The organism is Virgibacillus sp. MG-45 (genome assembly GCF_036409425.1).
GTDB lineage: Bacteria > Bacillota > Bacilli > Bacillales > Amphibacillaceae > LDC-1.
This window is the reverse complement of the sequence record NZ_JAXOFU010000006.1, coordinates 18,546-40,783: the sequence shown is the minus strand read 5'-3', so window position 1 is coordinate 40,783 and position 22,238 is coordinate 18,546. Positions and strand designations below refer to the sequence as shown.

Here is a 22,238-nt window from a genome sequence, read left to right as displayed (position 1 = left end):
TTTTATCGCTAATTAAAACGCACGTCGTTCGTTTCTTTTCTTAATAGTACGAGTTGATCTCCTTCATCCAATGGTAATTTCTTACGCAGCGTGACAAAGGATATCACGGCATTCTTTTTCTTAATAAATAACGGGATATCTGACTCCGCTAATAAAGGTTGCACCACTTTTGCTTTATCATCAATATGAATTGTCGTTAACGAATAGGTTGTATTTATTTTTCGATTTAACTCTGGAAAGGTTGCCTGTTCATCAAATAGCAACCGTGTCTTTACAGATACGGGTAAGTCCTTTTGTCCAACTTGTTGATATGAAACAGATGGTAAAGAAAATGTATTATGATACCCGAATTCAGGTGCAAATGATTGCACCACAAGCGCATTATAAGATTTATCCCCTGTCATTGCTAAAATCGTTTCATAGGGGGTGAGGTCTGCTTCAAATTGGGCGTGCTCCGATAAAATTTCACCATGGTAGGTTTGTACCCCTTTATCAATCGCTGGTTGTAGTCTACCACCCGATGAATCAGCAATTAGTACAGGAATCCCCATTTTTTGTAAATATGTGGCCATGGCAATCGAAAAGCTACTTGCACCTACAATTAATACACCAGGTGGTTCATTATTTGCTAGTCCTAACTTTTTCGCTATCGGCCCTAAAGAAAAACCATGTGCACATACGGTAATAAATACAAGAGCAAAGGTTAAAGCAGTTAATAAAGAAGCATCCTCGTAGCCGTCATTCATTAGTATCGTAGCGAAATAAGCCGAGACGGTCAAAGCAACAATCCCTCTTGGCGCTATCCAACCAATTAAGGTCTTTTCTGCCCTTGTAAGCTCTGTGCCGATTGTTGGCAGCCAAATCGATAATGGACGTACGATGAACAGCATCGCGAGTACAAAGCCAAGAATTGGGAGGGTAAAGATTTGGGCAATGGTTTCCCGTGGTAAAGAAGCAGTTAATAGAATAAACACGGTTGAGGTAAGCATGACAGAAATATTCTCTACAAAGTGACTAATATTTCCGATCGAGGAGACGTATTTTCTTGTCCGACCTAATGTAAGACCCATAACCGTTACAGCAAGCATTCCTGTTTCATGCATAATCACTTCAGCAATGGTAAAGCAGAGCAAAACAAACGCTAAAATAATTGGCGACTTTAAATATTCCGGAAACATCCCTTTACTAGCCATGATACTTATGATCAACCCAATAACATAACCGAGAATAACAGCAAGTATGGCTCCACCAAAAAACTGCAGCAAGTAATCCATGCTGAGATGTTCGTTTGTCATTACTTTAATTACCTCATATGCAAAAAGCGCAAGTAAAGGACCCGCTGGATCGACAATAATTCCTTCCCATTTGAGCACGGCTGCTGTACGGGGTTTTAGCTTTGCATTCCGAAGTAATGGAATAATAACCGTAGGGCCTGTTACAACAAATAGACCACCAATAATAAAGGAAATCTCTAAGTTTAAACCCGCAATAAAGTGGGCAGCTAATGATCCTAGAATCCAAGCTATAAAAGCGCCAACCGTAACAATTCTAAAAACCGATTTAGATACCCCTTTGATTTCTCGAATATCTAGACTAGAGCTTCCTTCGAATAAAATCACTGCTACAGCTAAGGAAATAAGTGGACTATATAAACCTCCTAGCGCCTCTTGTGGATTCATCCATCCTAATATCGGTCCGATTAACAGCCCTGCTATCGACATAATTACAATAGATGGCCATTGAATTCGCCAAGCAAGCCACTGTGAAAAGATTCCTAGCCCTAGTATGACTACAATGCTTATTAATGCTAATTCTTCCATCTATTCACCTTCTATATGTAGAATATATTCAACTTTGTATTTTAGATTATGCTTAATAGTTTATCAAAAAAACGAATGATTACCTAATCAAAAAATCCAAAAAAAAGCAAACCCACAGAGAGTGTGCAGCATCCTCTGTGGGTTTATTTCATACGATTTATGATAAAGGGTAAACAAAAGCTCCATTCATCATTACTGCTTTTCTTGGAACCTTTCTTGCAATCATCTCTGCCGAGGAAGCGGCATCAACAAACACAAAATCGGCTTGATCCTGTACGTTCGGCCATACTTTTTCCCCAGCTTCATTTAATGGTGTAATTCCATTGGTAATCCACTTTAACGATTGAGCAATTTGAATCTCATCTTTTCTTCCAGAAATTTCACAAAAGGTCGTTGCTTTTTCTAAAACATCTCCCGTTCCAAGCGGACTCCAAGAATCATAAAAGCCATCACACCCTAAATGAACTTGAACACCATGCTGATCTAATAGCTCAATTGGTGGTAATGTCTTTGTCAATGGTATCGTTGACATAATGCGAACATCCTGCTCTTTTAATCTATCTGCAAGTGCATGCGCTCGCGCAGTAGGGATTTGACCAATGCAAAAAGCATGACTTATTGCACTTCTTCCCTTCCAGCCAGCCTCCTCTACAATATCCAACCATTTATCTATCGTATACCAGCCCACATGGCCATCATCATGTAAGTGAATATCGACATCCACATTAAATTCTGTAGCAATATCCATTGTTGTATAAAGCGATTCTTCCACCGCTTGATCAATTCCCGCAGGATCCAATCCACCAACCATCGTTGCTCCTGAGCGCATTGCTTCTCGCATTAGAGCTGGAACATTTTCTCGAAGCAAGCCGTGTTGTGGAAAAGCAATTACTTCGGAGGTAACACGACCTTTATATTCTTCAAGTGCAGCAAGTACTCCTTCTAAATTTTTCAATCCAATATATGGATCTATATTAATATGTGTGCGGATATGAGTTGAACCGTTCGATAGTAGCGTTTCAATCATCCTACTTGCACGAGCCTTTGTACTCGGAGCAAGTTCCTTCAACTCTTCTGCTTCATATTTAAGTCGTTGCTTTAAATTTTTCACCGGTCTACTAGAACGCCATCCTAATCCCATATATGTTTTATCAAGATGATTATGCATTTCTTTAAAAGTAGGAACAGCAAGCAAGCCTCCCATGTCCTTTCGATCGAGTCCATCATGTGGTAATTCTTCTGTTTTCTCAAGGATCGCCGTGATTTTCCCCGCTTCAATCCTCAAATGAAATAGATTTGTTTCCGTATAGGAATAATTCTCTTCATCGGTATAGGAACCGGTTTCTAATTTTACATTTAATAACCATTTTGCTTCCATCATACAACCCTACCTTTGCTAATTAGTCGGATATTACATTTCCATTAGAGATGGTATGAAGCACCTTTCCTTGTCTTGCCACAGCTTCTGCTGAGCAGCTTGCTGCAACGACTACCATGTTTGCAGCATCTCCAACCTTTGGCCATACTTGTTCTCCTGCTAAATTTAACGGGCGAATTCCTCCACTTGCAAATTTCCATAATTGACTTAACCGTTTTTCATCAATAATTCGAAAACGCTCTGCAAGAATATGGAGTTTTTCTACCGTATTCCCTGTACCGAATGGACTCCAGTGATCTGTTAAACTATCATGACCAACGGATACAGAAACACCATTCTCATCCAATGTGAGAATCGGAATCGTTGGACGATTTATTGGCACAGTTGTTGTGACGTCAATGGCTGCTTTCTTTAAAACTTCCATCATATCTATTAACTCTTCTCCAACTAAATCCCCTAATGCAATCCCATGACTAATTGTTACGTTTCCTTCTAGTCCATGTTTATGTGTAAGAGTAGCAAGCTTAGAAAATGTAAACGCACCTAATGTATCTGGATCATGCAAATGGATATCGAGTCCTGCCTTAGCCTCCTTGGCAATATCAAACATCAATTCTAACGATTGATCAAGATGACGATCAATTGTTGCAGGGTCAACCCCACCAACTAAGGTAGCTCCCTTTTTCATTGCCTCACGCATAAGCTGCTCCACATTACTTCGTAGAAGCCCATGCTGCGGAAAAGCAACGATATCGTATGTTATTTGTTCGCTATACTTTTCTAATACTCGAACCGTGATTGCCAAGTTTTCTAAGCCTATCGCAGGATCAATATTACAGTGGGTACGAATATGTGTATGTCCTTGATTAATCAAATGCTTTACAACTAAATCCGCACGCGCTTCTGCTACTTCTAGCTGCTTTGGAAGCAACTTTTCTTCTTCCTCAATTCTAGTGAGAATTCCATTTGTAATCGGCTTACATGCTTTCCAAGGACCGCCAAAATATGTTTTATCAATATGAATATGCATTTCTCGAAAGCTCGGTAAGATAAGCTGTCCTTTTACATCTAAAGTTGCTACATCTTGAACTGGGTTGATCTGGTCACTGATTTCTTTTATTTTGCCGTTTTCTAGGAGAATATCCTTTTGTTCTGTTAGTGTAGCTGTTGCGCGATCCGCATATTCTTGAAATCCACACTCCAATCGAGCGTTCTGTATAAGCAATTTCCCCATGAACACTACTCCTCTCAATTAATTAGAGGAAGTCTCCTTCCTCTAATTAGATGATTTATTTAACTGTAGCAGATCCGATCATCAAGTATCCAACTGGACTAAGCCAAAAGCCTTGTACATCTTTACTCGTTACTGCTAATTGTTCGTAATTACGGATAGGAACGTAAACCGCACTTTCCATTTCAATTTGCTGAGCTTTTTCATACATTTTCTTTCGCTCTTCATCATTTGTTGTTTTACGTGCCTCGGTAATAATATTATCTACTTCACTATTTGTGTAGAAGAATGTGTTTCCAGCAGCCCCGTGTGAATCAGAGTGGAATAAATTGTACTGGTTATAATCTCCATCACCAGTAGCATTTCCCCATCCACTAATGAACATATCGTTTTTTCCGCTGTCCAACGCATCAATAAAAGCCCCGTATTCTAACACTTGAATTTCGACATCTAAGCCAATTCCTTTGAGCTGTGATTGAATAACCTCGGCCATATCAATACGTTCTTTTCGGTCACTTGTAATTAAAGTAACCTTTGTTCCTTCTTTCACACCGCTTTTTGCCATCAATTCTTTTGCTTTATTAATATCATAATCATAAGCTTTTACATTTTCACTATATCCAAACACATTCGGACTCATCGCTGAATTAGCTAGTGTTCCAACATTATTGTAAATCCCATCAATGATTGCTTCTCTTTCAATCGCATGACTTACAGCTTTTCGTAAATTAATATCAGAAAACGGTTCATCTCTTGTATTAAATCCAACATATTCAACTGCAAGCCCTTCGATGCGATGAAGCTTCATGCTATCTGATGCGTCGATACGGTCAATATCTGCAATTGGTACTTGATCAGTAATATGGGCTTCTCCAGTTTCTAGCATCGCAAGTCTTGTCGCATCCTCTGGCACTACTTCAAATACAACCTTATCGACTTTTGCTTTTTCACCCCAATATGCATCATTCTTTGATAAGGTAATATCTTTTCCAGAATTCCAAGTATCAAATGTAAATGGGCCTGTTCCAACCGGATTTTTGGATAAAGATTCTCCACCAGCTTCAATTGCCTTTGGACTAATAATGCTTGCTTCCTGACTTGCCAGGATAGATAGTAGTGGCGCATAAGGCTTGTCTAAAATCAATTGCACGGTTGTATCATCGACAACCTTTACCTCTTTAATCATACTTACCTTATCTCGTTGTGGTGATCCTGTTTCTGGGTCAAGCAAGCGATCAAATGTTACCTTTACAGCCTCGGCATTAAATGGGGTTCCATCATGAAACGCTACACCCTCATTTAAAGAAAACTCCCATGTTGTATCATTTACCTGTTTCCACTCTTTTGCAAGCTTTGGAACGATGTTCATGTCTTTATCAAAAGTTACAAGCGTTTCATAAACCTTTTGATAAAGAATATTTGCAGTTGGAATGTTTGTAATAAAGTGTGGATCTAGATTGGTTGCATCAGACAACGTTACAATGCGTAACGTTCCTCCTTCTTTTGCTCCACCGGTTTTTTCTGTAGCAGCTCCTTCGTCTTCTGAACTACCAGTAGAACATGCCTGTAGCGTAAATACGAGCATGATCAATAAAATAATGAAACTAAAAAATTTCTTTCTACCATTCTTTCGACGCATATTATACACTCCCCTTTTCTTATTAGGCTTTTACCTTATCGAATATTATAAAAGAAAAATTTCTGATTTTTTTATAAAATCTTAACTCTATTTTGTGGAATTTTGACAATTTAGAAAAAACCGATTGCACATATATTCCGTATCTTCTATCTTTAAATTTATTACAAATCATTTTTCGTTTCTATTGTAGAACATATAAAAAGGAGGATAACTATATGGAAGCAGATGCAAAAGAGCTTCAAGGACATACTTCCCTTCATTCATTACGTAAACAAAAGAGAAGGGAAAAGTATGCTGATTTTTTAACTACAATTTTTAAAAACAAGATTGCGACAATAGGTGGATTAATTATTCTTTTCTATATTTTCATCGCATTATTCGCACCACTTATCGCTCCGTTTGATCCTTTTGCAATTGATTTAAAAAACAAGCTACAGGCCCCTTCTTTAGAGCATTGGATGGGGACGGATGATAAAGGAAGGGACATATTAAGCAGAATTATTTATGGCTCTCGTCTTTCCATGGGAGTTGGCTTTGCTGCCGTTTTGTTTGGAGCCTTTTTTGGAATTATTATGGGTTTGATCGCTGGTTACTATGGAAAGACAACAGACTCCATCATTAGCAGGATTTTGGATGTAATGCTTGCTTTTCCTGGAATTCTATTAGCCTTGGCAATTGTAAGTGCATTAGGTCCTAGCTTGATTAATGTCACCATTGCCGTAGGTGTTTTTTCTATCCCATTATTTGCACGAATTGCACGTGGATCAACAATGGAGGTTCGCAATCTTGAATACATCGATGCGATTCGATCCCTTGGCGCAAGTGATCGAATCATTATTTTTAGGCATATTCTTCCTAATATTTTATCCCCATTAATTATCCAAGGAACATTACGACTTGCTACTGCAATTTTATCTGCAGCAGGATTGTCGTTTCTTGGATTAGGAGCTCAACCTCCTTCTCCAGAGTGGGGAACGATGCTTTCAAGTGGGCGAGACTTTTTATTCAGCGCCCCATACATCGCCATTTTTCCAGGGCTCACGATTGCCATTCTTGTGATGGGCTTTAATTTATTTGGAGATGGATTACGGGATGCTTTAGATCCGAGAATGAAATCATAGGAGGCTATTTAAATGGTGTTATTTTTTATTAAAAGATTGTTGCAAACAATCCCCGTTATCATCGGGGTTACTTTAGTTGTATTTCTGATCATGCAAATGGTACCTGGAGATACTGCGCAAGTTCTTGCAGGAGAAGGCGCCTCCAAAGAAACCGTTGAGGCTTTAAGAACAGAATATGGACTTGATCAACCGCTTTATGTTCAATATTTAGAATACATGAAAGGGATTATTCAAGGAGATTTTGGTGTTTCGTTAAAAAACCAACAGCCCGTATTAGATGAGATTATGGTCCGACTGCCAATTACAGTAGAACTTGCCTTTTATAGTACGTTAATTACTGTCCTTCTTGGAGTCACTGCAGGAATTATTTCTGCAATCAAGCCTTATTCCTTTTCAGACATGTCAGTTATGGTTGTTGCCTTATTAGGAATTTCATTTCCTAGCTTTTGGTTAGGCTTAATCCTTATGTACATCTTTTCTGTTGAATTACAATGGCTCCCAGTAGCAGGCTGGGACAGCATCAAGCATATGATCCTTCCTGCTCTCACTTTAGGCACTGGTGGGGCAGCAATTGTTGCTAGAATGACACGCTCAAGCATGCTCGAAGTAGTTAGACAGGACTATATTCGAACAGCGAAAGCAAAAGGACTCCGTAGTAGCCTTGTCGTTTATAAGCACGCCCTCAGTAATGCACTTATTCCTGTTATTACCGTGGTCGGTCTTCAATTTGGTGCATTGCTTGGCGGTACCGTTCTTGTGGAATCCATTTTTGCCATTAATGGGTTAGGTCGCCTGATCGTAGAATCCATTCGCATGCGTGATATACCAATGGTTCAAGGTGGTGTGCTTGTTGCTTCCTTAGTTTTTGTAATTGTGAACTTGTTTGTTGACATTTTATATAAGTTCTTTAACCGACGCATTGACATTAATTAGAAAGGAAGAGAAATATGACTGCAGATAAAGTATTAGATATTAAAGGTTTAAAAACGCATTTTATAACAAAAAAAGGTGTCGGTCGAGTTGTAGATGGAATCGATTTAACAGTATATAAAGGCGAAACATTAGGCATTGTAGGAGAATCCGGTTGCGGAAAAAGCATGACCTCCCTTTCTATTTTGCAGCTATTGCCTGCTGCTGGAAAGATTGTTGATGGCTCGATTACATTAAATGGCGAGGAGCTCCTATCCAAAAGTGAAAAACAATTGCGAAAGATACGCGGCAATCAAATATCGATGATTTTTCAAGAACCGATGACCTCGTTAAACCCCGTTATTTCGATTGGCGAACAAATCGCAGAAACGATTCGTGAACATCAGGGGTTAAACAAAAAGGAGGCAAAAGAAAAAAGCATTGAGATGCTTCGGCTAGTTGGCATTCCTTCTCCAGAAAAAAGAGCCCAGCAGGAGCCATTTCAGTTAAGTGGTGGAATGCGGCAGCGCGTTATGATAGCGATGGCACTTGCTTGTAAGCCTGCACTACTCATTGCTGATGAGCCGACAACTGCACTAGATGTAACTATCCAATCACAAATTATTGAGTTAATGAAAAAGCTACAACAAGACTTAAACATGGCAATCATATTTATTACCCATGATTTAGGTGTTGTTGCGGAAACATGTGACCGTGTTGCTGTTATGTATGCAGGAGAGATTGTTGAACAATCAACAACAGAGGAGCTATTCCGAAGACCAAAGCACCCTTATACGAAAGGGCTTTTAAATTCTTTGCCAAAAATACACGAGGATCAGGACGAATTAATTGCGATGAAAGGAAGTATTCCAAGTCCGTTTACTTCACATACTGGCTGTAAATTTGCTGCACGTTGCCCGATAGCAACTGCCGCATGCTCACAGGAGCATCCAGAATTAATCGAATATGACCGTTATCAAGTACGTTGTTTCGAATATCAGGAAGAGTAACCTAATGGAAGGGAGACATAACAAATGGAAAATAATGAACCCAAGACTCTTTTGGAAGTAAAACAATTAAAGCAATACTTTCCAGTAAAAAAAGAAAAGCTATTTGAAGCCAAAAAATATGTAAAGGCTGTTGATGATATATCTTTTACATTAGAAAAAGGGACAACCTTAAGCATTGTCGGAGAATCTGGGTGCGGAAAATCCACAACTGGAAGAGCAATTTTACGCTTAGATGAACCTACAGAGGGAGAAGTGTTATACCAAAATGTTGATCTTGCAAGGCTTTCCAAAAAAGAGCTCAAAAAAGTTCGAGGCGACATTCAAGTTATTTTCCAGGATCCATTTGCATCACTTAACCCAAGACAAACGATTCGAAGTATGTTAAATGAAGCCATGGAAATACAACAAGTTCTGGATAAGTCGAAGCGAGAAGACCGTATGCTAGAGCTAATGTCACTTGTCGGACTTCCTGCCGATGCATTGGAAAGATTGCCACATGAATTTAGTGGTGGACAACGTCAGCGTATTGGAATTGCAAGAGCGTTATCCGTAAATCCAAAAATCATCGTATGTGACGAAGCAGTTTCTGCACTTGACGTATCAATTCAAGCCCAAATCTTAAATCTATTAAAAAAGCTACAACGTAAATTCGGCTTAACCTATTTATTTATTTCCCACGATCTGAGTGTTGTTCGACATATCTCTGACCGAGTGATGGTTATGTACTTAGGGAAGATTGTAGAAATTGCTGAAAAACAGGATTTGTTTGATAATCCACAGCATCCTTATACAAAGGCTTTACTTTCAGCAATTCCCATTCCTGACCTCGATGTAAAGCGAGAAAAGATTCAAATCAAGGGAGATGTTCCTTCACCGATTGACCCGCCATCTGGCTGTCGATTCCATACGAGATGTCCATTTGCAGATGATCATTGCAAAAATGTGGAGCCGGAGTTAAGAAAAGTCGGGGAAACGAATCATATGGTAAGTTGTCATTATGCTGAAAAAATGCTCTTTAATTAAAAGGCGGTATACTGTATAATTAATTATTAAAAAAATGAATAAGGGAAGCTTGCAAAATGATTAGTCATGAAACCCTTTCTTTATATATTACAATTTGTGTACTAGCTCCTCTCATAGGAGCTTTTACTATACTATTTTTATTTATTTTTGAGAAAAAGATGGAGGCACTCGAAACACAAACAAACAAACTCGTCCTAGAACAAGAGCTGCAAAAAAGCAAATTCGAAATTTTAAGCCAAAAAATTCAGCCACACTTTTTCTTTAATACACTGAACATCATAACTGGCTTAGCTAGACTCAATCGAAAAACAGAGCTAATTCATGCGGTTGAAACGCTTTCCAAGTTTTTAAAGCGTAAATATGTTATTAGCAGCTCTTTAGCAACTATCGAAGAAGAACTATTGTACACAAAATACTATTTAGATATTCAGAAGCTACGGTTTGGTGATCGACTGCACGTTACAATTGATGCCCATCCCGATACATTACCAATGATGATCCCAACCTTTGTTATTCAAACCTTTACAGAAAACTGCTTTAAGCATAGTTTTGAAAAATATGAAGGAAAAGCGCAATTAATCATTACGATCAAGCCTTATTCAGAAACCATTCAATTAGAGGTTTGGAACAGTAAAGGTTCCATGCCTACACAGCGGCTTCCTGAACTGGCAGATGAGAAGAAAGGAATCGGATTAAAAAATATAAAAGACCGACTGCACCTACTTTATCCAAACAATACGATTCAATTAAAACTTTTTGATAATTCAGACGGAACGAAGGTATTCATGGAATGGCCGATACAGCTTCCACCTAACAGAAAGGAGTAACTTTGATGAACATCCTATTAGTAGATGATGAAAAATTAGAATTAGAGCAATTAGAATATTTATTACAGCCATATTTTCATAACCAACCAATCTATAAAGTACAGGATGTTTCTGAGGCAATGAATATCATCAAAAAGAATACGATTCATCTTGCATTTTTAGATATTCAGTTACCTGGCAGATCCGGGTTAGAACTAGCTGAAATGTTAAAAAAATCATCCAACACAAAAGTAATTATGGTAACGGCCTTTCAATCATTTGAATACGCACAGCAAGCATTACGTATACAAGTAGAGGATTATATTACAAAACCAATTGTGGAATCTGAATTAATAGAAATCATCCAACCATACATTCCTCAAACAGCATATTCAGATGTAATTAGCCAAGCTATCGAACTTATCCATCAAGACTATGGAACAAAGCTAACATTAACGGATATTGCGAATCAGATCCATGTTAGCCATGCATACTTAAGTAGAAAGTTTAACGAAGAGCTTCAAATGAGCTTTCCCGATTACTTGAACAAATTTCGAATTAAAATGGCAAAACGCATGCTAGAAGAAAAACAGCATAGTTCCATTGCTTATGTAGCAGAAAATTGCGGGTTTAGCAGCCAGCACTATTTTAGTTCTTTATTTAAAAAGGAAGCTGGTGTAACCCCACGTGAATATCGAAGGAAGCAGTGAAGAAAATGAGTAAATTGTACAAGGACTATGTAAAAGGTAGCACCTCTCTTGGAGCATCTTTTGGAGTGCTTACTTTATTATCAAGATGGGTTTCTATCATTATGTTGATTTACATTTCTGAAATGCTAATAAAGTATGGGTTACTTGGCATTATTGGTTATATTTTAACAAGCGCACTTGCTTTTATACTATTTGGTTTTATTGCTGGAACAACTCAAATAAAATATCCAACGTTTGATACAATTGGAGATATCATCCATCAAAAGACGAATGGAATCAGTCATAGATTGATGATGCATATCATCTTATTTGCAAGCTTTGGGGCACTGCTAATTCAAGCTTTTGGTATTCATATTATGCTCGAGGTTTTGTTTCCGATTCCTATAGCAATTAGCCAAGCACTGTTTTATCTCGCTTGCTTTATTTATGCCGGATTAGGTGGATTAAAACGCATATTAAAACTTGAGCCATTAAAAGTAACGATTATTTTTTCAAGTATTATTCTTATCCCTGTATATTTTTTCATTCAACAAGGAATCGAATCAGTATATGCTGGTGTCCGTCTATATCACCCCTATCTTCTCTATTGGAAAAATCATGATAGTATTTCCTTTATTGCGACTTCGTTTTTAATTACATTTGGCATGCTAATGATTGATCGCGTATCCTGGCAGCGAATAAGTATTATGCAGAAACGCAAGGCTCGTGCTACATTTAGTCTCACAGGGATGATCCTTGGCACTATCCCACTAGCACTTTTATCGATGGCACTAATTTCTCTATCTAATAAAAGCTTTGACTATGCTGGGACGATTTTCTTTGAACTAGTTTCACTATTGCAAACACCTGTGTTGACGATTCTGTTTATTACTTTTTGTATTGTCGTAGCAACATCAACCGTTGGAGCTGAAATTCACGCTACAACAGTGCTTATCGTTAACAATGTCATCCATCAAAAAGCAAAAACTAGTGATCATACGAAGTATAAACAATCCTATCTTATTGTTGCTATTATTTTATTTGTTTTATGGCTCGTGAGCCTTATTTCGCCTGAAAATATATTTCAGATTATTTTTCTATTCGGTATACTTTATAGTGCTATGATCGCACCAATGCTCTTTGTTATCTATTCCAAAACAGGTATTTATCCACTCTCTGTTTATGGTATATTTATTGCTTCATGTACAGGAGTTCTCATTTTCCTATCTGGGAGCTATCTTACTGCCATTTGGATAAGCTTTCTTATTTCAGTGGCTGTTTCATTTCTTTCCCATTTTAAAGAACATCGGAAAAGCATTTCATAATTTCTTTATTAAACTAAATTATCTTGTATTAAAAAACCAGGGAAATAACGAGTTATCGCTAAATCCCTGGTCTACTATTTATGTCATCCAATTTGGCGGGATATTCTTATCCCAATAAATTTCCCCGATTTCATGATGCGTTTCAAAATTATCCTTACTTAAATGATAATGAAAATTAAACCAATACCCTTCTTGTGGTCGGTTATCACGACGAACATGGAATCTAGCTATATCTTTTTCATTCCGCACATCATATACATGAAAGATTTTTTCGCCATGTCCTTTAGCTGGCTGCTCAGAAATCGCAAAATAAGGAGCGGCCGCTTCATTCTCTGTTAATACCGTAGTTAAGACATTCTCTATTGCTGGTAAAATAAGTGTTGTAAATTCGTCCTCTACTTGATTAGCTATTTTTGGTCCTAACTTCGCAACTGCTTGCTCTCTAGCCTTTTCTGTCAGCTCGATAATATGGTAATCCGTATCAGTTAATACGGCTGATAGTTGTGATTTCTCCTGCTCTTCATGGACAAGCTTTACAGGAGAGGCTGTCTCGTTGAAGTTTGACTTGGAAGCAAATGCATCCTTATTATCATCCGCATTCGTATTTAGTACCGCTGGCGGTACATACATTCCTAATGTTACAATTGCAACAAAAGCAACAAATATCTTTCTAATCCAGAGCTTCATACGAATTCCCCCAATATATCGATCCTTACTTAAATTTTACCACTTTTATGACGAATGTCTATCATACTTTCATTCTATTTTTAGAGGGAATTGATAGAAAGGTATCGAATTAGACTATAGTACACGTTTCATTCTATATATAAATAAAGGAGGGATTCTTTTGATTCTTTATCGTCTCCCCATTTTAATTGCTGTTATGGGACTTGTTTATATTTATATCGTTCCTGCTGAACCTTTTGCCATAAAACTCATTTTCAAAATTGTTCCGATGCTCATGATTATTTATTATGCAGCAACAAAGATGGATGAAAATAAAAAGCCTGTACACCGGCTACTTCTTATTGGATTATTTATCTGTATGATCGGAGATGCTACCATCCATTGGTTTATTATCGGGCTGGCTGCCTTTTTAATTGGCCACTTATTCTATATTGCTGGTTTTATAACGCAGTGGAAGTTCTCCATTGGACGTTTTCTAGCCATTGTTCCAATTGGAATTTATGGCTTTCTCGTTGGACGAGAAATTATCGAGGCAGTCCAGGATAAAGGACAACAATCACTTATATTACCAATCATTTTTTACATGCTTACCATTTCGGTGATGGCTTGGACAGCCATTATGACAAGGAATAAATGGGCAACCATTGGCAGCCTATTGTTTGTCATTTCGGATTCTATTTTAGCGTGGAATAAATTTGTCGTTCCGCTCCAATATGCGGATTCATTAATTATGCTTACTTACTATGCAGCACAGTTTTTTATTGCCCATAGTTTATGGACAATAAGTGGAAAACGTAAGCAGATTATTTGGTAGCTGTGTACATATAAAACAACCACATAGAAAAGGAAGCCAGTGGTGGTAGGACACTCTCCCTTGGCTTCCTTTTTAAATCATTATGCACGTTTAAAATCGATTACTTGTTCTTCATGAAGCTTGACCGTTGTCTCACTTGGTTTTGTGGTGGCAATCACTTGACCATTGCGTATTGAATAGCGAACAGCTGCTTGTTTTCGAATCGCCTCAAACTCATTTTCGGCATCTAATACAATCAGGTTAGCCGGCTTGCCTACCTCGATACCATACGCTTGTTCTATATGCATTGTCTTCGCACTGTTTGTTGTAACTAGATCGATTGCATTTACAATTTCTTCATATCCCATTAGCTGTGAAGCATGGATTCCCATGTGTAACACTTGAAGCATATTACCCGTTCCTAATGGATACCATGGATCAAAAATATCATCATGACCAAAACAAACATTCATTCCCGCTTGAAGCAGCTCTTTAACACGAGTTAATCCGCGTCGTTTCGGGTATGTGTCAAAACGTCCTTGTAAGTGGATATTTACGAGCGGATTTGCTACAAAATTAATGTCCGACATTTGTAACAATCGAAACAGCTTATATGCGTATGCATCATTGTAAGAACCCATTGCAGTTGTATGGCTGGCAGTTACCCGTTTCCCCAACCCTCGTTTGTATGCCTCTGCTGCAACCACCTCTACAAAGCGGGATTGCTCATCATCAATTTCATCACAATGAATATCTACGAGTCGGTCATACTTTTCTGCTAAATCAAAAGCGATTTTCAGTGAATCAACACCATATTCGCGTGTGAACTCAAAATGCGGGATTCCACCAACAGCATCTGCGCCCATTTTTAACGCTTCTTCTAGCAATGCTTCGCCATTCGGAAAGGATAAAATTCCTTCCTGTGGAAAGGCAACAATTTGCAAATCAACAAACGGAGCCACTTCTTCCTTTACCTCAAGCATTGCTTTTAAGGCTGTCAGCTTCGCATCTGTTACATCGACATGTGTTCGAACATGCTGAATCCCTTGGGCAATTTGCCATGTTAACGCTTTTTTAGCTCTTTGCTTTACATCATCATATGTCAATGTTTCTTTTCGCTCTGACCACCGTTGAATGCCTTCAAATAGGGTCCCAGATTTATTCCATGCAGGCTCTCCAGCTGTCAATGTCGTATCAAGATGAATATGCGGTTCGATAAACGGAGCCAGCACCAACGCACCATCCACATCAAGTACTTCTCCCTCTTTTTCCTCACCATTTGCAGGAAATACAGCCGCAATTTTTCCATTTTCAAGAACAATATCCCAACGCCCTTGTTTTCCACGCAACACTGCATTTACGATTCTCATGAATTGCTCACCTTTTCCACGTTTGATAATACAACTTCTTTATTTTTAACGTTTGCGATTACCTTTGTTCCAACTACATGAATGATGGCTGCTCCAACTAAAGCATTAATTGGCGGGATTCCAGGCAGAAAGCTAGCAGCTACCCCTGCAGCCCATGCAAATAAAGCCATCCAATTAAAGGATTGGAATGTCATTTCTTTGTATGCTTTATATTGTCCACGATGCACGATAAAGAAGTCAGCTAGAATAATCGCCCCGATTGGAGGAAGCGCTGAACCAAGCAATGTTAAAAAGCCGACAAAATTGTTATATAGCCACATTGCTGCGATCGTTCCAATTAAACCATTTATCACGACAATTTTGTGCTTTGGAATTTTTGTAATATTAGAGAGCCCTAAGCCAGAAGCATATAATGCATTATCATTCGTTGTCCAAATGTTTAATCCAAGCACAATGATTGCGGGGATTAATAAGCCTTGCATAAACATAACTTCAGAAATATCTGCCTGCCCTGTTGCAATGGAACCGATCGCCCCGAATAGAAACATCAAGGAATTCCCGATAAAAAAGGCGATGACCGTAGAAATAACCGCTGACTTCTTTGTCCGTGCAAAACGCGTAAAATCTGGTGTTAATGTGCCCGCACTAATAAATGAACCAATACAAATGGTTAACGCTGCAGCCAGTCCAATTGCCTCGGTTGGTTCATAATCGAGTAATGATTGAAAACCTCCTAGGCTTTCTGTTGCTTTAAACGCGGATGTTGTACCAAGAATAGAAATGAGAGGTACAGCGATAAAGCTTATAACCGCTAATGCCTTCATCCCAAAAAATGCCGTAATCGTCATTAATATGCCCGCAATTCCAATTAATACATAAATGTCGATTCCAGTAACCTTCTGTACTGGTACTGCAAACATGGCTGTCCCTACTCCAAACCATCCAATTTGTGTGAACGCAAGTAGAAATGAAGAGATATAAGAGCCTTTTTCACCAAAAGCATACCGTGCTAATAAATGCGTGGAAAGACCTGTTTTGGCAGCCATGTACGCTAATGCCCCTGTGTATGCTCCAAGAATAAGATTTCCTGCTAATACAATGCCGATAAACTGCATAAAAGTAAGCCCCTGTCCTAGCTCACCGCCAGACCACATACTTGCTGAGAAAAACGTTAGTCCTAGCATTACTACAAGTGTTTTCCAAAAACCATTCCGATGCGTATGAGGCACAGCCTCTAGCGAAAATTCAAGATCTATCTTTTTCATTTTAGGTTCCTCCTCTTATTTAGGCGTCTTGGCTGCTAAATATTACAGTCGAGACAGTAAATTTGATAGGTGGCACCAGAGCAAGAACCGTTGCAGAAGTCAAAAAAAGACTTCCTGTCACGATGACAAGAAGCCTGATTTTGATGAATGCACAGAACACAGCAAATTTAATATCTCAACTAAATTTTGCGATGCGCATTGTTCATCCGAATCGATATCCGCTGCCCTTGTCAGCCTCACAGGACTGAATTAAAGGTACCCTTTTCAATTAATAGAATTATTGCAGAAAAACACCTTGATGTCAATAGGATTAAATCGTAAGGAGTTTGTTACGTATTTACGGGAGCTACCTTCTACCTTTGATCGTTTCAAAGCGAAAAATAGTTTTGCTCCTTATCGTCGCATCTGAAATATACTCGCTTTCCGCGGGCGGCTGATAAGCCTCCTCGAGCTTCGCTCTACGGGTCTTATCTAGGCCTGTCCTCCCACAGGAGTCTCGATATTCCAGATGGATGATGTAACACCGTACTTACCCAAGAATTTCTTTCAAACTGATGTTTTTGTTTCGACAACAAACTAGCCAATTGTCGGAAAAGCAACGAATCCTATTCCACTCCACTTTCTAAAATCTTAAATGTCTTCTTATTGCAATCAATTTCTGCCATTGCGCCATATGGCAAAATAAATTTTGGCTCAGTATGTCCAAAATTCAGATTGTAAAGCACTGGCAAATCCTCTAAATCAAATTCCACCATTACTTGTTTGATTTCTTTTTTATATTCCTCGTAATACTTCTCATCTTGTGGCTTACCAAAAATGATTCCTTTTGTTTTTTGTAAAATTCCTTGTACAGCATAATTTCGCAACCAATATCTAATAAGATTTGGTTCTGGTTTTTCTTCCGATGTTTCAAAGAAAAGTATGCTATTCTGCCAATATTCTTTCTCAGGCCAAAGTTCAGTTCCTTTAGCAAACTCTAGCACTTCAATACAACCACCAATCAAATGTCCTTGTGCTACACCTGATCCTTGAAGTACCTCGTACCCTAAATTTTTCCGCATCGTCCGTCGACGGTGCTTGTTCTCTTCTATCCATTCTACACGCTCGCTCGTCCACTCATTAGCAGGTGTAATTTCACCAATAACTTCAGTGGAAAAAAGTGTCCGTTTCACCATTTCAATCGTATAGGGATTCATCTCCACGTTTTCAGCAAAATCAGTTAAAATTGCCGGACCATAAAAAGAAGAAACACCTGCTTTATAGCAAAACAAATGTGAAATGGTTACATCAGAATAACCCATGAAAATTTTAGGATTTTCACGTATTACTTGAAAATCGATATAGGGAAGTAAGCATATACTATCATCTCCGCCAATATTTGCAATGACTCCTTTGATGCTTTCATCCTTAAACGCAGTCATCAAATCTTCCGCACGGGCTTGTGGGTTTTTATAAAGATATGCTTCCCCTTTCAAACTATTCGGCATAGGAATAACATCTAGTCCAAAAACCTTCTTTAGTCTCTTTACTCCTTGTTCATACCGCCATCTAAGTGTACGCTCCCCCGCTCCTCCCCAAGAAGGACTTACCGTCGCAACACGATCACCTGGCTGCAACTTTTTTGGTTTTATTAGCACATTCCCCACCATCCTTATAACCCGTTATCAAATTCCTTATTCAAAGAGAATAGCGCTACGATTAGCACCAATGTTTAACACGCTTACTACCATTCCTCTAGCTCCCATGTAAACCATCTGCCATGCCCATCTGTTTCTCCCACGACTCTTGATTCGACTTCTTTGTTCATAAATGCATCTAGATGAAGCTTTCTATCCCACATATTATTATAAATATGAAAGATATCTCTGCTTTCACCAATTTGAGCGATATCACTGAGCAATCGTTCCTTCTCTTGCTTAGGGATTTGGTTGGCTACATGTGTGTGGAAAATACATACGGTATTGTTCATAGGAATTTCCTCAACTAACTCCACAAGCATGTCAATGGCATTTCCTTCAATAAGCTGTAGCTTCTCCTTATGTTTTCTCACAAGTGATACTGCCTGTTTAAACATTGCTCGTCTTTCATGGTGCTCCGGCCAAATCAATGCATACATCCATTGATAAGAGGCTTTGTCTGTAACATCATTAATATGTAAATCGATACCAATACGTCGTTCTACCGGAGGAAAGCGTTCTGAAATAATTGGCTTCCCATTTCCTCGAACCTCTGCATGAATATAGAGTGATTCCTGCTCATTACCGTAAACCTGATTATTGAAGGAATACGTATAGCGATATTTATCCCATAACAGCTGCAGCCCCGCGCTTGTTCCAATCTCAATAAATGCCAAGGGCTTATTTGTTTTACGATAAATCGAATCAAAGATGGGAAGAAGATAAGCACAGCGACGAACTTCATTTGTTTGTACCATTTTCGTTTGAAGTAAAGGAATAATTGCTTGTCGATTTCGCAAACAAAAGTCGAAGAATACTGGAAATGCTTCTGTTTCTGTCTTCGGCTCTGAAACGATACTTGCATAATAGTTTCTTAATTCATGCTCCGTACCGTTTAACAGCAAAAAGTGCACCGCTCCAAAAAATAAGTTGGGAATAGGCTGCCCTTTTCCAGCATGTGCACTCAGTTCCAGTAACTCCTTATTTGCTGCTATGTTTTTTGAAAGGAATGCATATAATGTACTCGAACCACTACACTCTTCAGCAAAACGCATAAATCGATTGGATAAAGCCTGATAATCCATTGTTCCCCTCCTTACTTCCTAGAAATAAACACTTATATGTCAACGCTCCGAACGCGAAATTGGACGTTCTAATGCTTGTATATCTTCTTCTAAGCTCGCTATTTTTTGTTCGACAACGTCTTTGGCATCATGAACACCTTGATTGTAAAAGAAGGGTCCAAGCTCCTTCATGATGAAATCTAGCATTCCTTCTGCTGCTATATCCCCAATTTCTTCTGATCGTTCTGTATAAAAGTAATCCTTTAATTTATCCATTGCTTGCTCTTTTTTCTCTTGCGGAAATTTAATATACATTTGTTTCCTCCAATCATTTATTCAAAGCTATAAATAAGTATTGCTGCTGGAATCAGTCTCCATGAGGATGCTTTTCTTGCAAATTTGCAACAGACCGTTTCACTACAGCTTTCAAGGTATCAAGATGAATGTCTTCTACCTTATTAATGTACATACAGTATTTCCCTACCGTATACGGCCCTAATTGCTTTAATAACTCACCACATTGTATATCTTCTACCTCAATATATAATCCGATCTTTGCTTTACGTGGTGAAAAACCAACTAACGGAGCTTCTCCCTCGTGTCCAGACGGAAAATAGTAATTATATTTTCCGAATCCAATAATACCCGTTCTCCACATTTTGGGATCGTATCCCGTCACCTCTGAAAATACATCAATGAGCATATACGCTTCCTCTCGCCGCTCAATACTTTCCCCGTTTTCTATAAATTCGATAACACTGTTATCTGTTTCCTGCGTTTTTTGACCATACATTGTAAACACCCCTACCCCGTTTTCAAGCTTTGCACAGCTTCACGCACTTTTTCAGCTTTCCTCTGCTAGCTTTCTTAAGCAAGCTAACAAAAAAAGCTAATAGTCCCCATTTCTTCCTCTATCGAAGCCAAATACTCTATCTCTTTTCTCTAAATTTACTATGTAGAGAAATATTACCATATGGACGGTTCGCGCAACAGGAACAACATTGACCTTTTTTACGAATCTCCTCTACCTATTTAATCAACGAACCATTCCTTCATGAAAATGCTTCGTGCAATTATGTAGCTCTAACTCCCAGGCATCCTTTTGATAGGTTACCAATGTTAGCGAACAATTATCTAAGGAAGCCTCCATATCCATGCCAGGAAATAACGTGCGTAACATATGTTTGATAAATGAGCCATGACTAACAACTAACACATGCTTTCCTTCCTGCTTTTGAAGCACATCTTGGATAAACGCCATACCTCTCGTCACAACTGCTGCTCGGTCTTCTATTCCTAAATCCTTCTCACGCCATTCTTCTCCCCATTTTTCGATTCGTTCTGCTTCTGTCGTTCCTTCAATGAGCCCGCCGTTTACCTCTCGAAGTCGTGCGTCTAAATGAACTTCTGCCTCTCTTATATGTTGACCAATTAATGTTGCCGTTTGCTTCGCTCGTTGTAGATCACTTGAGTAGATTACTTCCCAGCTCTCTGCGGCTAAACGCTGACCAATACAGTCTGCTTGTAGTTTTCCTTCTTCATCTAACGGAATATCTGAATTCCCTTGGGCCCTTCTTTCTTTATTCCAAGCAGTACACCCGTGTCTTACAAAGCCAATTCGTATCATCATACTCCCCCATCTCTATGTCTAGGATAGTCCATTGTATCTACTGTTTAAGTAGCATTTTTCTTTTTTTCTACACATGCCTCTCTTACATACGTCTTACTAGCGGTAAAGTTCCAATGTATTGGAACTTGGTGGCCTATTAAGTTATGATAAAAAGCCTTTTTCATGCTCTTTATCTAGCTAAAGAAATCGATAATCGGATCATATCACGACAAACAATCCCATTCTCAATGATTTCCGCTTCATATTTTTCTTGAAAATAACCGCGATCTACACCGGTGATTCTAAACCCACATTTTTGGTATAATGCTAGCTGTCCGATACTAGAATTTCCTGTTCCAATTTCCATTGTTTCATAGCCTTGCTCGACTGCACATCGAATGGCATGCTCAACGAGTTGTCGCCCAATGCCTCTTCCTTGTTCTTTTTCAGCTACTGCTATGTTGATTAGCTCAACGGTTCCAGGTCGTGTTGAAAGTAACACATACACGCCAATGATTTGCTCATTTTCTATCGCCACATAACAGCTTCCGCGATCAATATACCAATCAACATAGTCCTTATTAGGATCAGCTAACAGGAGCAATTCCATCGGTGGCTGATTTCCTTTATCTATTTTGTATATCTTCATTCGATTCTTCACCCTTTTATGCTACTTATCGCAATATGTTATCCTTTACTAATTCGCCATTTCTGGATGAAATTCCTTGTTTATGGAGCAGTGAATCTATTTTTCTATCAATAGTCTTAAATGTAAAGCGATAGGTAAGCATATAGAGATTAGGCTAATCTAAAAAAAGAACCG

General features: G+C 38.6%; 21 protein-coding genes. 8 read left to right on the top strand and 13 right to left on the bottom strand.

Annotated elements, in window-relative coordinates; translation table 11 throughout:
- Positions 1 to 8: 8 nt before the first annotated feature.
- The 4 genes from SPK86_RS08090 to SPK86_RS08075 all read right to left on the bottom strand — a co-directional run bounded on the left by SPK86_RS08090 (position 9) and on the right by SPK86_RS08075 (position 6,068).
- On the bottom strand, positions 9 to 1,820 hold the full coding sequence (locus tag SPK86_RS08090; protein ID WP_330949066.1) for a cation:proton antiporter: 1,812 nt from the start codon (positions 1,818 to 1,820) through the stop codon (positions 9 to 11).
- Positions 1,821 to 1,977: 157 nt separating this feature from the next.
- A complete protein-coding gene (locus tag SPK86_RS08085) occupies positions 1,978 to 3,201 on the bottom strand; it encodes an amidohydrolase (protein WP_330949065.1) in 1,224 nt (407 codons plus the stop codon).
- Between the two features lie 19 nt (positions 3,202 to 3,220).
- On the bottom strand, positions 3,221 to 4,432 hold the full coding sequence (locus tag SPK86_RS08080) for an amidohydrolase (RefSeq protein WP_330949064.1): 1,212 nt from the start codon (positions 4,430 to 4,432) through the stop codon (positions 3,221 to 3,223).
- 55 nt (positions 4,433 to 4,487) lie between these two features.
- Positions 4,488 to 6,068, bottom strand: a complete 1,581-nt coding sequence (locus SPK86_RS08075; protein WP_330949063.1) for a glutathione ABC transporter substrate-binding protein — start codon at positions 6,066 to 6,068, stop codon at positions 4,488 to 4,490.
- 215 nt (positions 6,069 to 6,283) lie between these two features.
- On the opposite strand from SPK86_RS08075, the gene SPK86_RS08070 reads away from it, so the two are divergent.
- From SPK86_RS08070 to SPK86_RS08040, 7 genes are read left to right on the top strand one after another with little or no spacing between them, the layout of a single operon-like run.
- Positions 6,284 to 7,189: an ABC transporter permease gene (locus SPK86_RS08070; RefSeq protein WP_330949062.1), complete on the top strand. Its 906-nt coding sequence runs from the start codon at positions 6,284 to 6,286 to the stop codon at positions 7,187 to 7,189.
- Positions 7,190 to 7,201: 12 nt separating this feature from the next.
- On the top strand, positions 7,202 to 8,122 hold the full coding sequence (locus SPK86_RS08065) for an ABC transporter permease (RefSeq protein ID WP_330949061.1): 921 nt from the start codon (positions 7,202 to 7,204) through the stop codon (positions 8,120 to 8,122).
- A gap of 14 nt (positions 8,123 to 8,136) precedes the next feature.
- The gene (locus tag SPK86_RS08060) at positions 8,137 to 9,108 is read left to right on the top strand and encodes an ABC transporter ATP-binding protein (RefSeq protein ID WP_330949060.1); all 972 of its coding nucleotides are present in this window, start codon (positions 8,137 to 8,139) and stop codon (positions 9,106 to 9,108) included.
- Between the two features lie 24 nt (positions 9,109 to 9,132).
- Positions 9,133 to 10,131, top strand: a complete 999-nt coding sequence (locus SPK86_RS08055; RefSeq protein WP_330949059.1) for an ABC transporter ATP-binding protein — start codon at positions 9,133 to 9,135, stop codon at positions 10,129 to 10,131.
- Positions 10,132 to 10,187: 56 nt separating this feature from the next.
- Positions 10,188 to 10,958, top strand: a complete 771-nt coding sequence (locus tag SPK86_RS08050) for a sensor histidine kinase (RefSeq protein WP_330949058.1) — start codon at positions 10,188 to 10,190, stop codon at positions 10,956 to 10,958.
- A 5-nt stretch (positions 10,959 to 10,963) separates the two neighbouring features.
- Complete coding sequence (locus SPK86_RS08045; protein WP_330949057.1) at positions 10,964 to 11,647, top strand: response regulator transcription factor; 684 nt, start codon at positions 10,964 to 10,966, stop codon at positions 11,645 to 11,647.
- A 5-nt stretch (positions 11,648 to 11,652) separates the two neighbouring features.
- A complete protein-coding gene (locus SPK86_RS08040; RefSeq protein WP_330949056.1) occupies positions 11,653 to 12,951 on the top strand; it encodes a hypothetical protein in 1,299 nt (432 codons plus the stop codon).
- A gap of 78 nt (positions 12,952 to 13,029) precedes the next feature.
- On the opposite strand, the gene SPK86_RS08035 is transcribed toward SPK86_RS08040, so the two are convergent.
- Positions 13,030 to 13,638, bottom strand: a complete 609-nt coding sequence (locus SPK86_RS08035) for a YpjP family protein (RefSeq protein ID WP_284140604.1) — start codon at positions 13,636 to 13,638, stop codon at positions 13,030 to 13,032.
- A gap of 160 nt (positions 13,639 to 13,798) precedes the next feature.
- Between SPK86_RS08035 and SPK86_RS08030 the strand changes: the two genes are divergently transcribed.
- Positions 13,799 to 14,452: a lysoplasmalogenase gene (locus SPK86_RS08030; RefSeq protein WP_284140603.1), complete on the top strand. Its 654-nt coding sequence runs from the start codon at positions 13,799 to 13,801 to the stop codon at positions 14,450 to 14,452.
- 80 nt (positions 14,453 to 14,532) lie between these two features.
- Here SPK86_RS08030 and SPK86_RS08025 read toward each other — a convergent pair whose 3' ends face one another.
- The 8 genes from SPK86_RS08025 to SPK86_RS07990 form a co-directional block, all read right to left on the bottom strand.
- A complete protein-coding gene (locus SPK86_RS08025) occupies positions 14,533 to 15,801 on the bottom strand; it encodes a cytosine deaminase (protein WP_284140602.1) in 1,269 nt (422 codons plus the stop codon).
- Positions 15,798 to 17,066 (bottom strand): cytosine permease, encoded by a 1,269-nt coding sequence (codB, locus tag SPK86_RS08020; protein ID WP_284140601.1) that lies wholly within the window; start codon positions 17,064 to 17,066, stop codon positions 15,798 to 15,800. Before codB ends, SPK86_RS08025 begins: the two co-directional genes overlap by 4 nt.
- A 605-nt stretch (positions 17,067 to 17,671) precedes the next feature.
- Positions 17,672 to 18,703, bottom strand: a complete 1,032-nt coding sequence (locus SPK86_RS08015) for a S66 family peptidase (RefSeq protein WP_330949055.1) — start codon at positions 18,701 to 18,703, stop codon at positions 17,672 to 17,674.
- Between the two features lie 86 nt (positions 18,704 to 18,789).
- On the bottom strand, positions 18,790 to 19,827 hold the full coding sequence (locus tag SPK86_RS08010; protein ID WP_330949054.1) for a DUF2332 domain-containing protein: 1,038 nt from the start codon (positions 19,825 to 19,827) through the stop codon (positions 18,790 to 18,792).
- A 39-nt stretch (positions 19,828 to 19,866) separates the two neighbouring features.
- Positions 19,867 to 20,121, bottom strand: a complete 255-nt coding sequence (locus tag SPK86_RS08005; RefSeq protein WP_284140598.1) for a DUF2164 domain-containing protein — start codon at positions 20,119 to 20,121, stop codon at positions 19,867 to 19,869.
- A gap of 52 nt (positions 20,122 to 20,173) precedes the next feature.
- Complete coding sequence (locus SPK86_RS08000; protein WP_330949053.1) at positions 20,174 to 20,599, bottom strand: DUF1801 domain-containing protein; 426 nt, start codon at positions 20,597 to 20,599, stop codon at positions 20,174 to 20,176.
- Positions 20,600 to 20,842: 243 nt separating this feature from the next.
- On the bottom strand, positions 20,843 to 21,433 hold the full coding sequence (locus SPK86_RS07995; RefSeq protein ID WP_330949140.1) for a histidine phosphatase family protein: 591 nt from the start codon (positions 21,431 to 21,433) through the stop codon (positions 20,843 to 20,845).
- Between the two features lie 172 nt (positions 21,434 to 21,605).
- A complete protein-coding gene (locus SPK86_RS07990; RefSeq protein ID WP_330949052.1) occupies positions 21,606 to 22,064 on the bottom strand; it encodes a GNAT family N-acetyltransferase in 459 nt (152 codons plus the stop codon).
- Positions 22,065 to 22,238 lie beyond the last annotated feature (174 nt).

Bases quoted from the DNA above. Each gene is read 5' to 3' on its own strand.
- SPK86_RS08010 (WP_330949054.1), bottom strand. From the start codon at position 19,827: ATGGATTATCAGGCTTTATCCAATCGATTTATGCGTTTTGCTGAAGAG.
- SPK86_RS08085 (WP_330949065.1), bottom strand. From the start codon at position 3,201: ATGATGGAAGCAAAATGGTTATTAAATGTAAAATTAGAAACCGGTTCC.
- SPK86_RS08040 (WP_330949056.1), top strand. From the start codon at position 11,653: ATGAGTAAATTGTACAAGGACTATGTAAAAGGTAGCACCTCTCTTGGA.
- SPK86_RS08070 (WP_330949062.1), top strand. From the start codon at position 6,284: ATGGAAGCAGATGCAAAAGAGCTTCAAGGACATACTTCCCTTCATTCA.
- SPK86_RS08065 (WP_330949061.1), top strand. From the start codon at position 7,202: ATGGTGTTATTTTTTATTAAAAGATTGTTGCAAACAATCCCCGTTATC.
- codB (WP_284140601.1), bottom strand. From the start codon at position 17,066: ATGAAAAAGATAGATCTTGAATTTTCGCTAGAGGCTGTGCCTCATACG.
- SPK86_RS07995 (WP_330949140.1), bottom strand. From the start codon at position 21,433: ATGATACGAATTGGCTTTGTAAGACACGGGTGTACTGCTTGGAATAAA.
- SPK86_RS08055 (WP_330949059.1), top strand. From the start codon at position 9,133: ATGGAAAATAATGAACCCAAGACTCTTTTGGAAGTAAAACAATTAAAG.
- SPK86_RS08075 (WP_330949063.1), bottom strand. From the start codon at position 6,068: ATGCGTCGAAAGAATGGTAGAAAGAAATTTTTTAGTTTCATTATTTTA.
- SPK86_RS08060 (WP_330949060.1), top strand. From the start codon at position 8,137: ATGACTGCAGATAAAGTATTAGATATTAAAGGTTTAAAAACGCATTTT.
- SPK86_RS08050 (WP_330949058.1), top strand. From the start codon at position 10,188: ATGATTAGTCATGAAACCCTTTCTTTATATATTACAATTTGTGTACTA.
- SPK86_RS08080 (WP_330949064.1), bottom strand. From the start codon at position 4,432: ATGGGGAAATTGCTTATACAGAACGCTCGATTGGAGTGTGGATTTCAA.
- SPK86_RS08090 (WP_330949066.1), bottom strand. From the start codon at position 1,820: ATGGAAGAATTAGCATTAATAAGCATTGTAGTCATACTAGGGCTAGGA.
- SPK86_RS08005 (WP_284140598.1), bottom strand. From the start codon at position 20,121: ATGTATATTAAATTTCCGCAAGAGAAAAAAGAGCAAGCAATGGATAAA.
- SPK86_RS07990 (WP_330949052.1), bottom strand. From the start codon at position 22,064: ATGAAGATATACAAAATAGATAAAGGAAATCAGCCACCGATGGAATTG.
- SPK86_RS08025 (WP_284140602.1), bottom strand. From the start codon at position 15,801: ATGAGAATCGTAAATGCAGTGTTGCGTGGAAAACAAGGGCGTTGGGAT.
- SPK86_RS08045 (WP_330949057.1), top strand. From the start codon at position 10,964: ATGAACATCCTATTAGTAGATGATGAAAAATTAGAATTAGAGCAATTA.
- SPK86_RS08035 (WP_284140604.1), bottom strand. From the start codon at position 13,638: ATGAAGCTCTGGATTAGAAAGATATTTGTTGCTTTTGTTGCAATTGTA.
- SPK86_RS08000 (WP_330949053.1), bottom strand. From the start codon at position 20,599: ATGTATGGTCAAAAAACGCAGGAAACAGATAACAGTGTTATCGAATTT.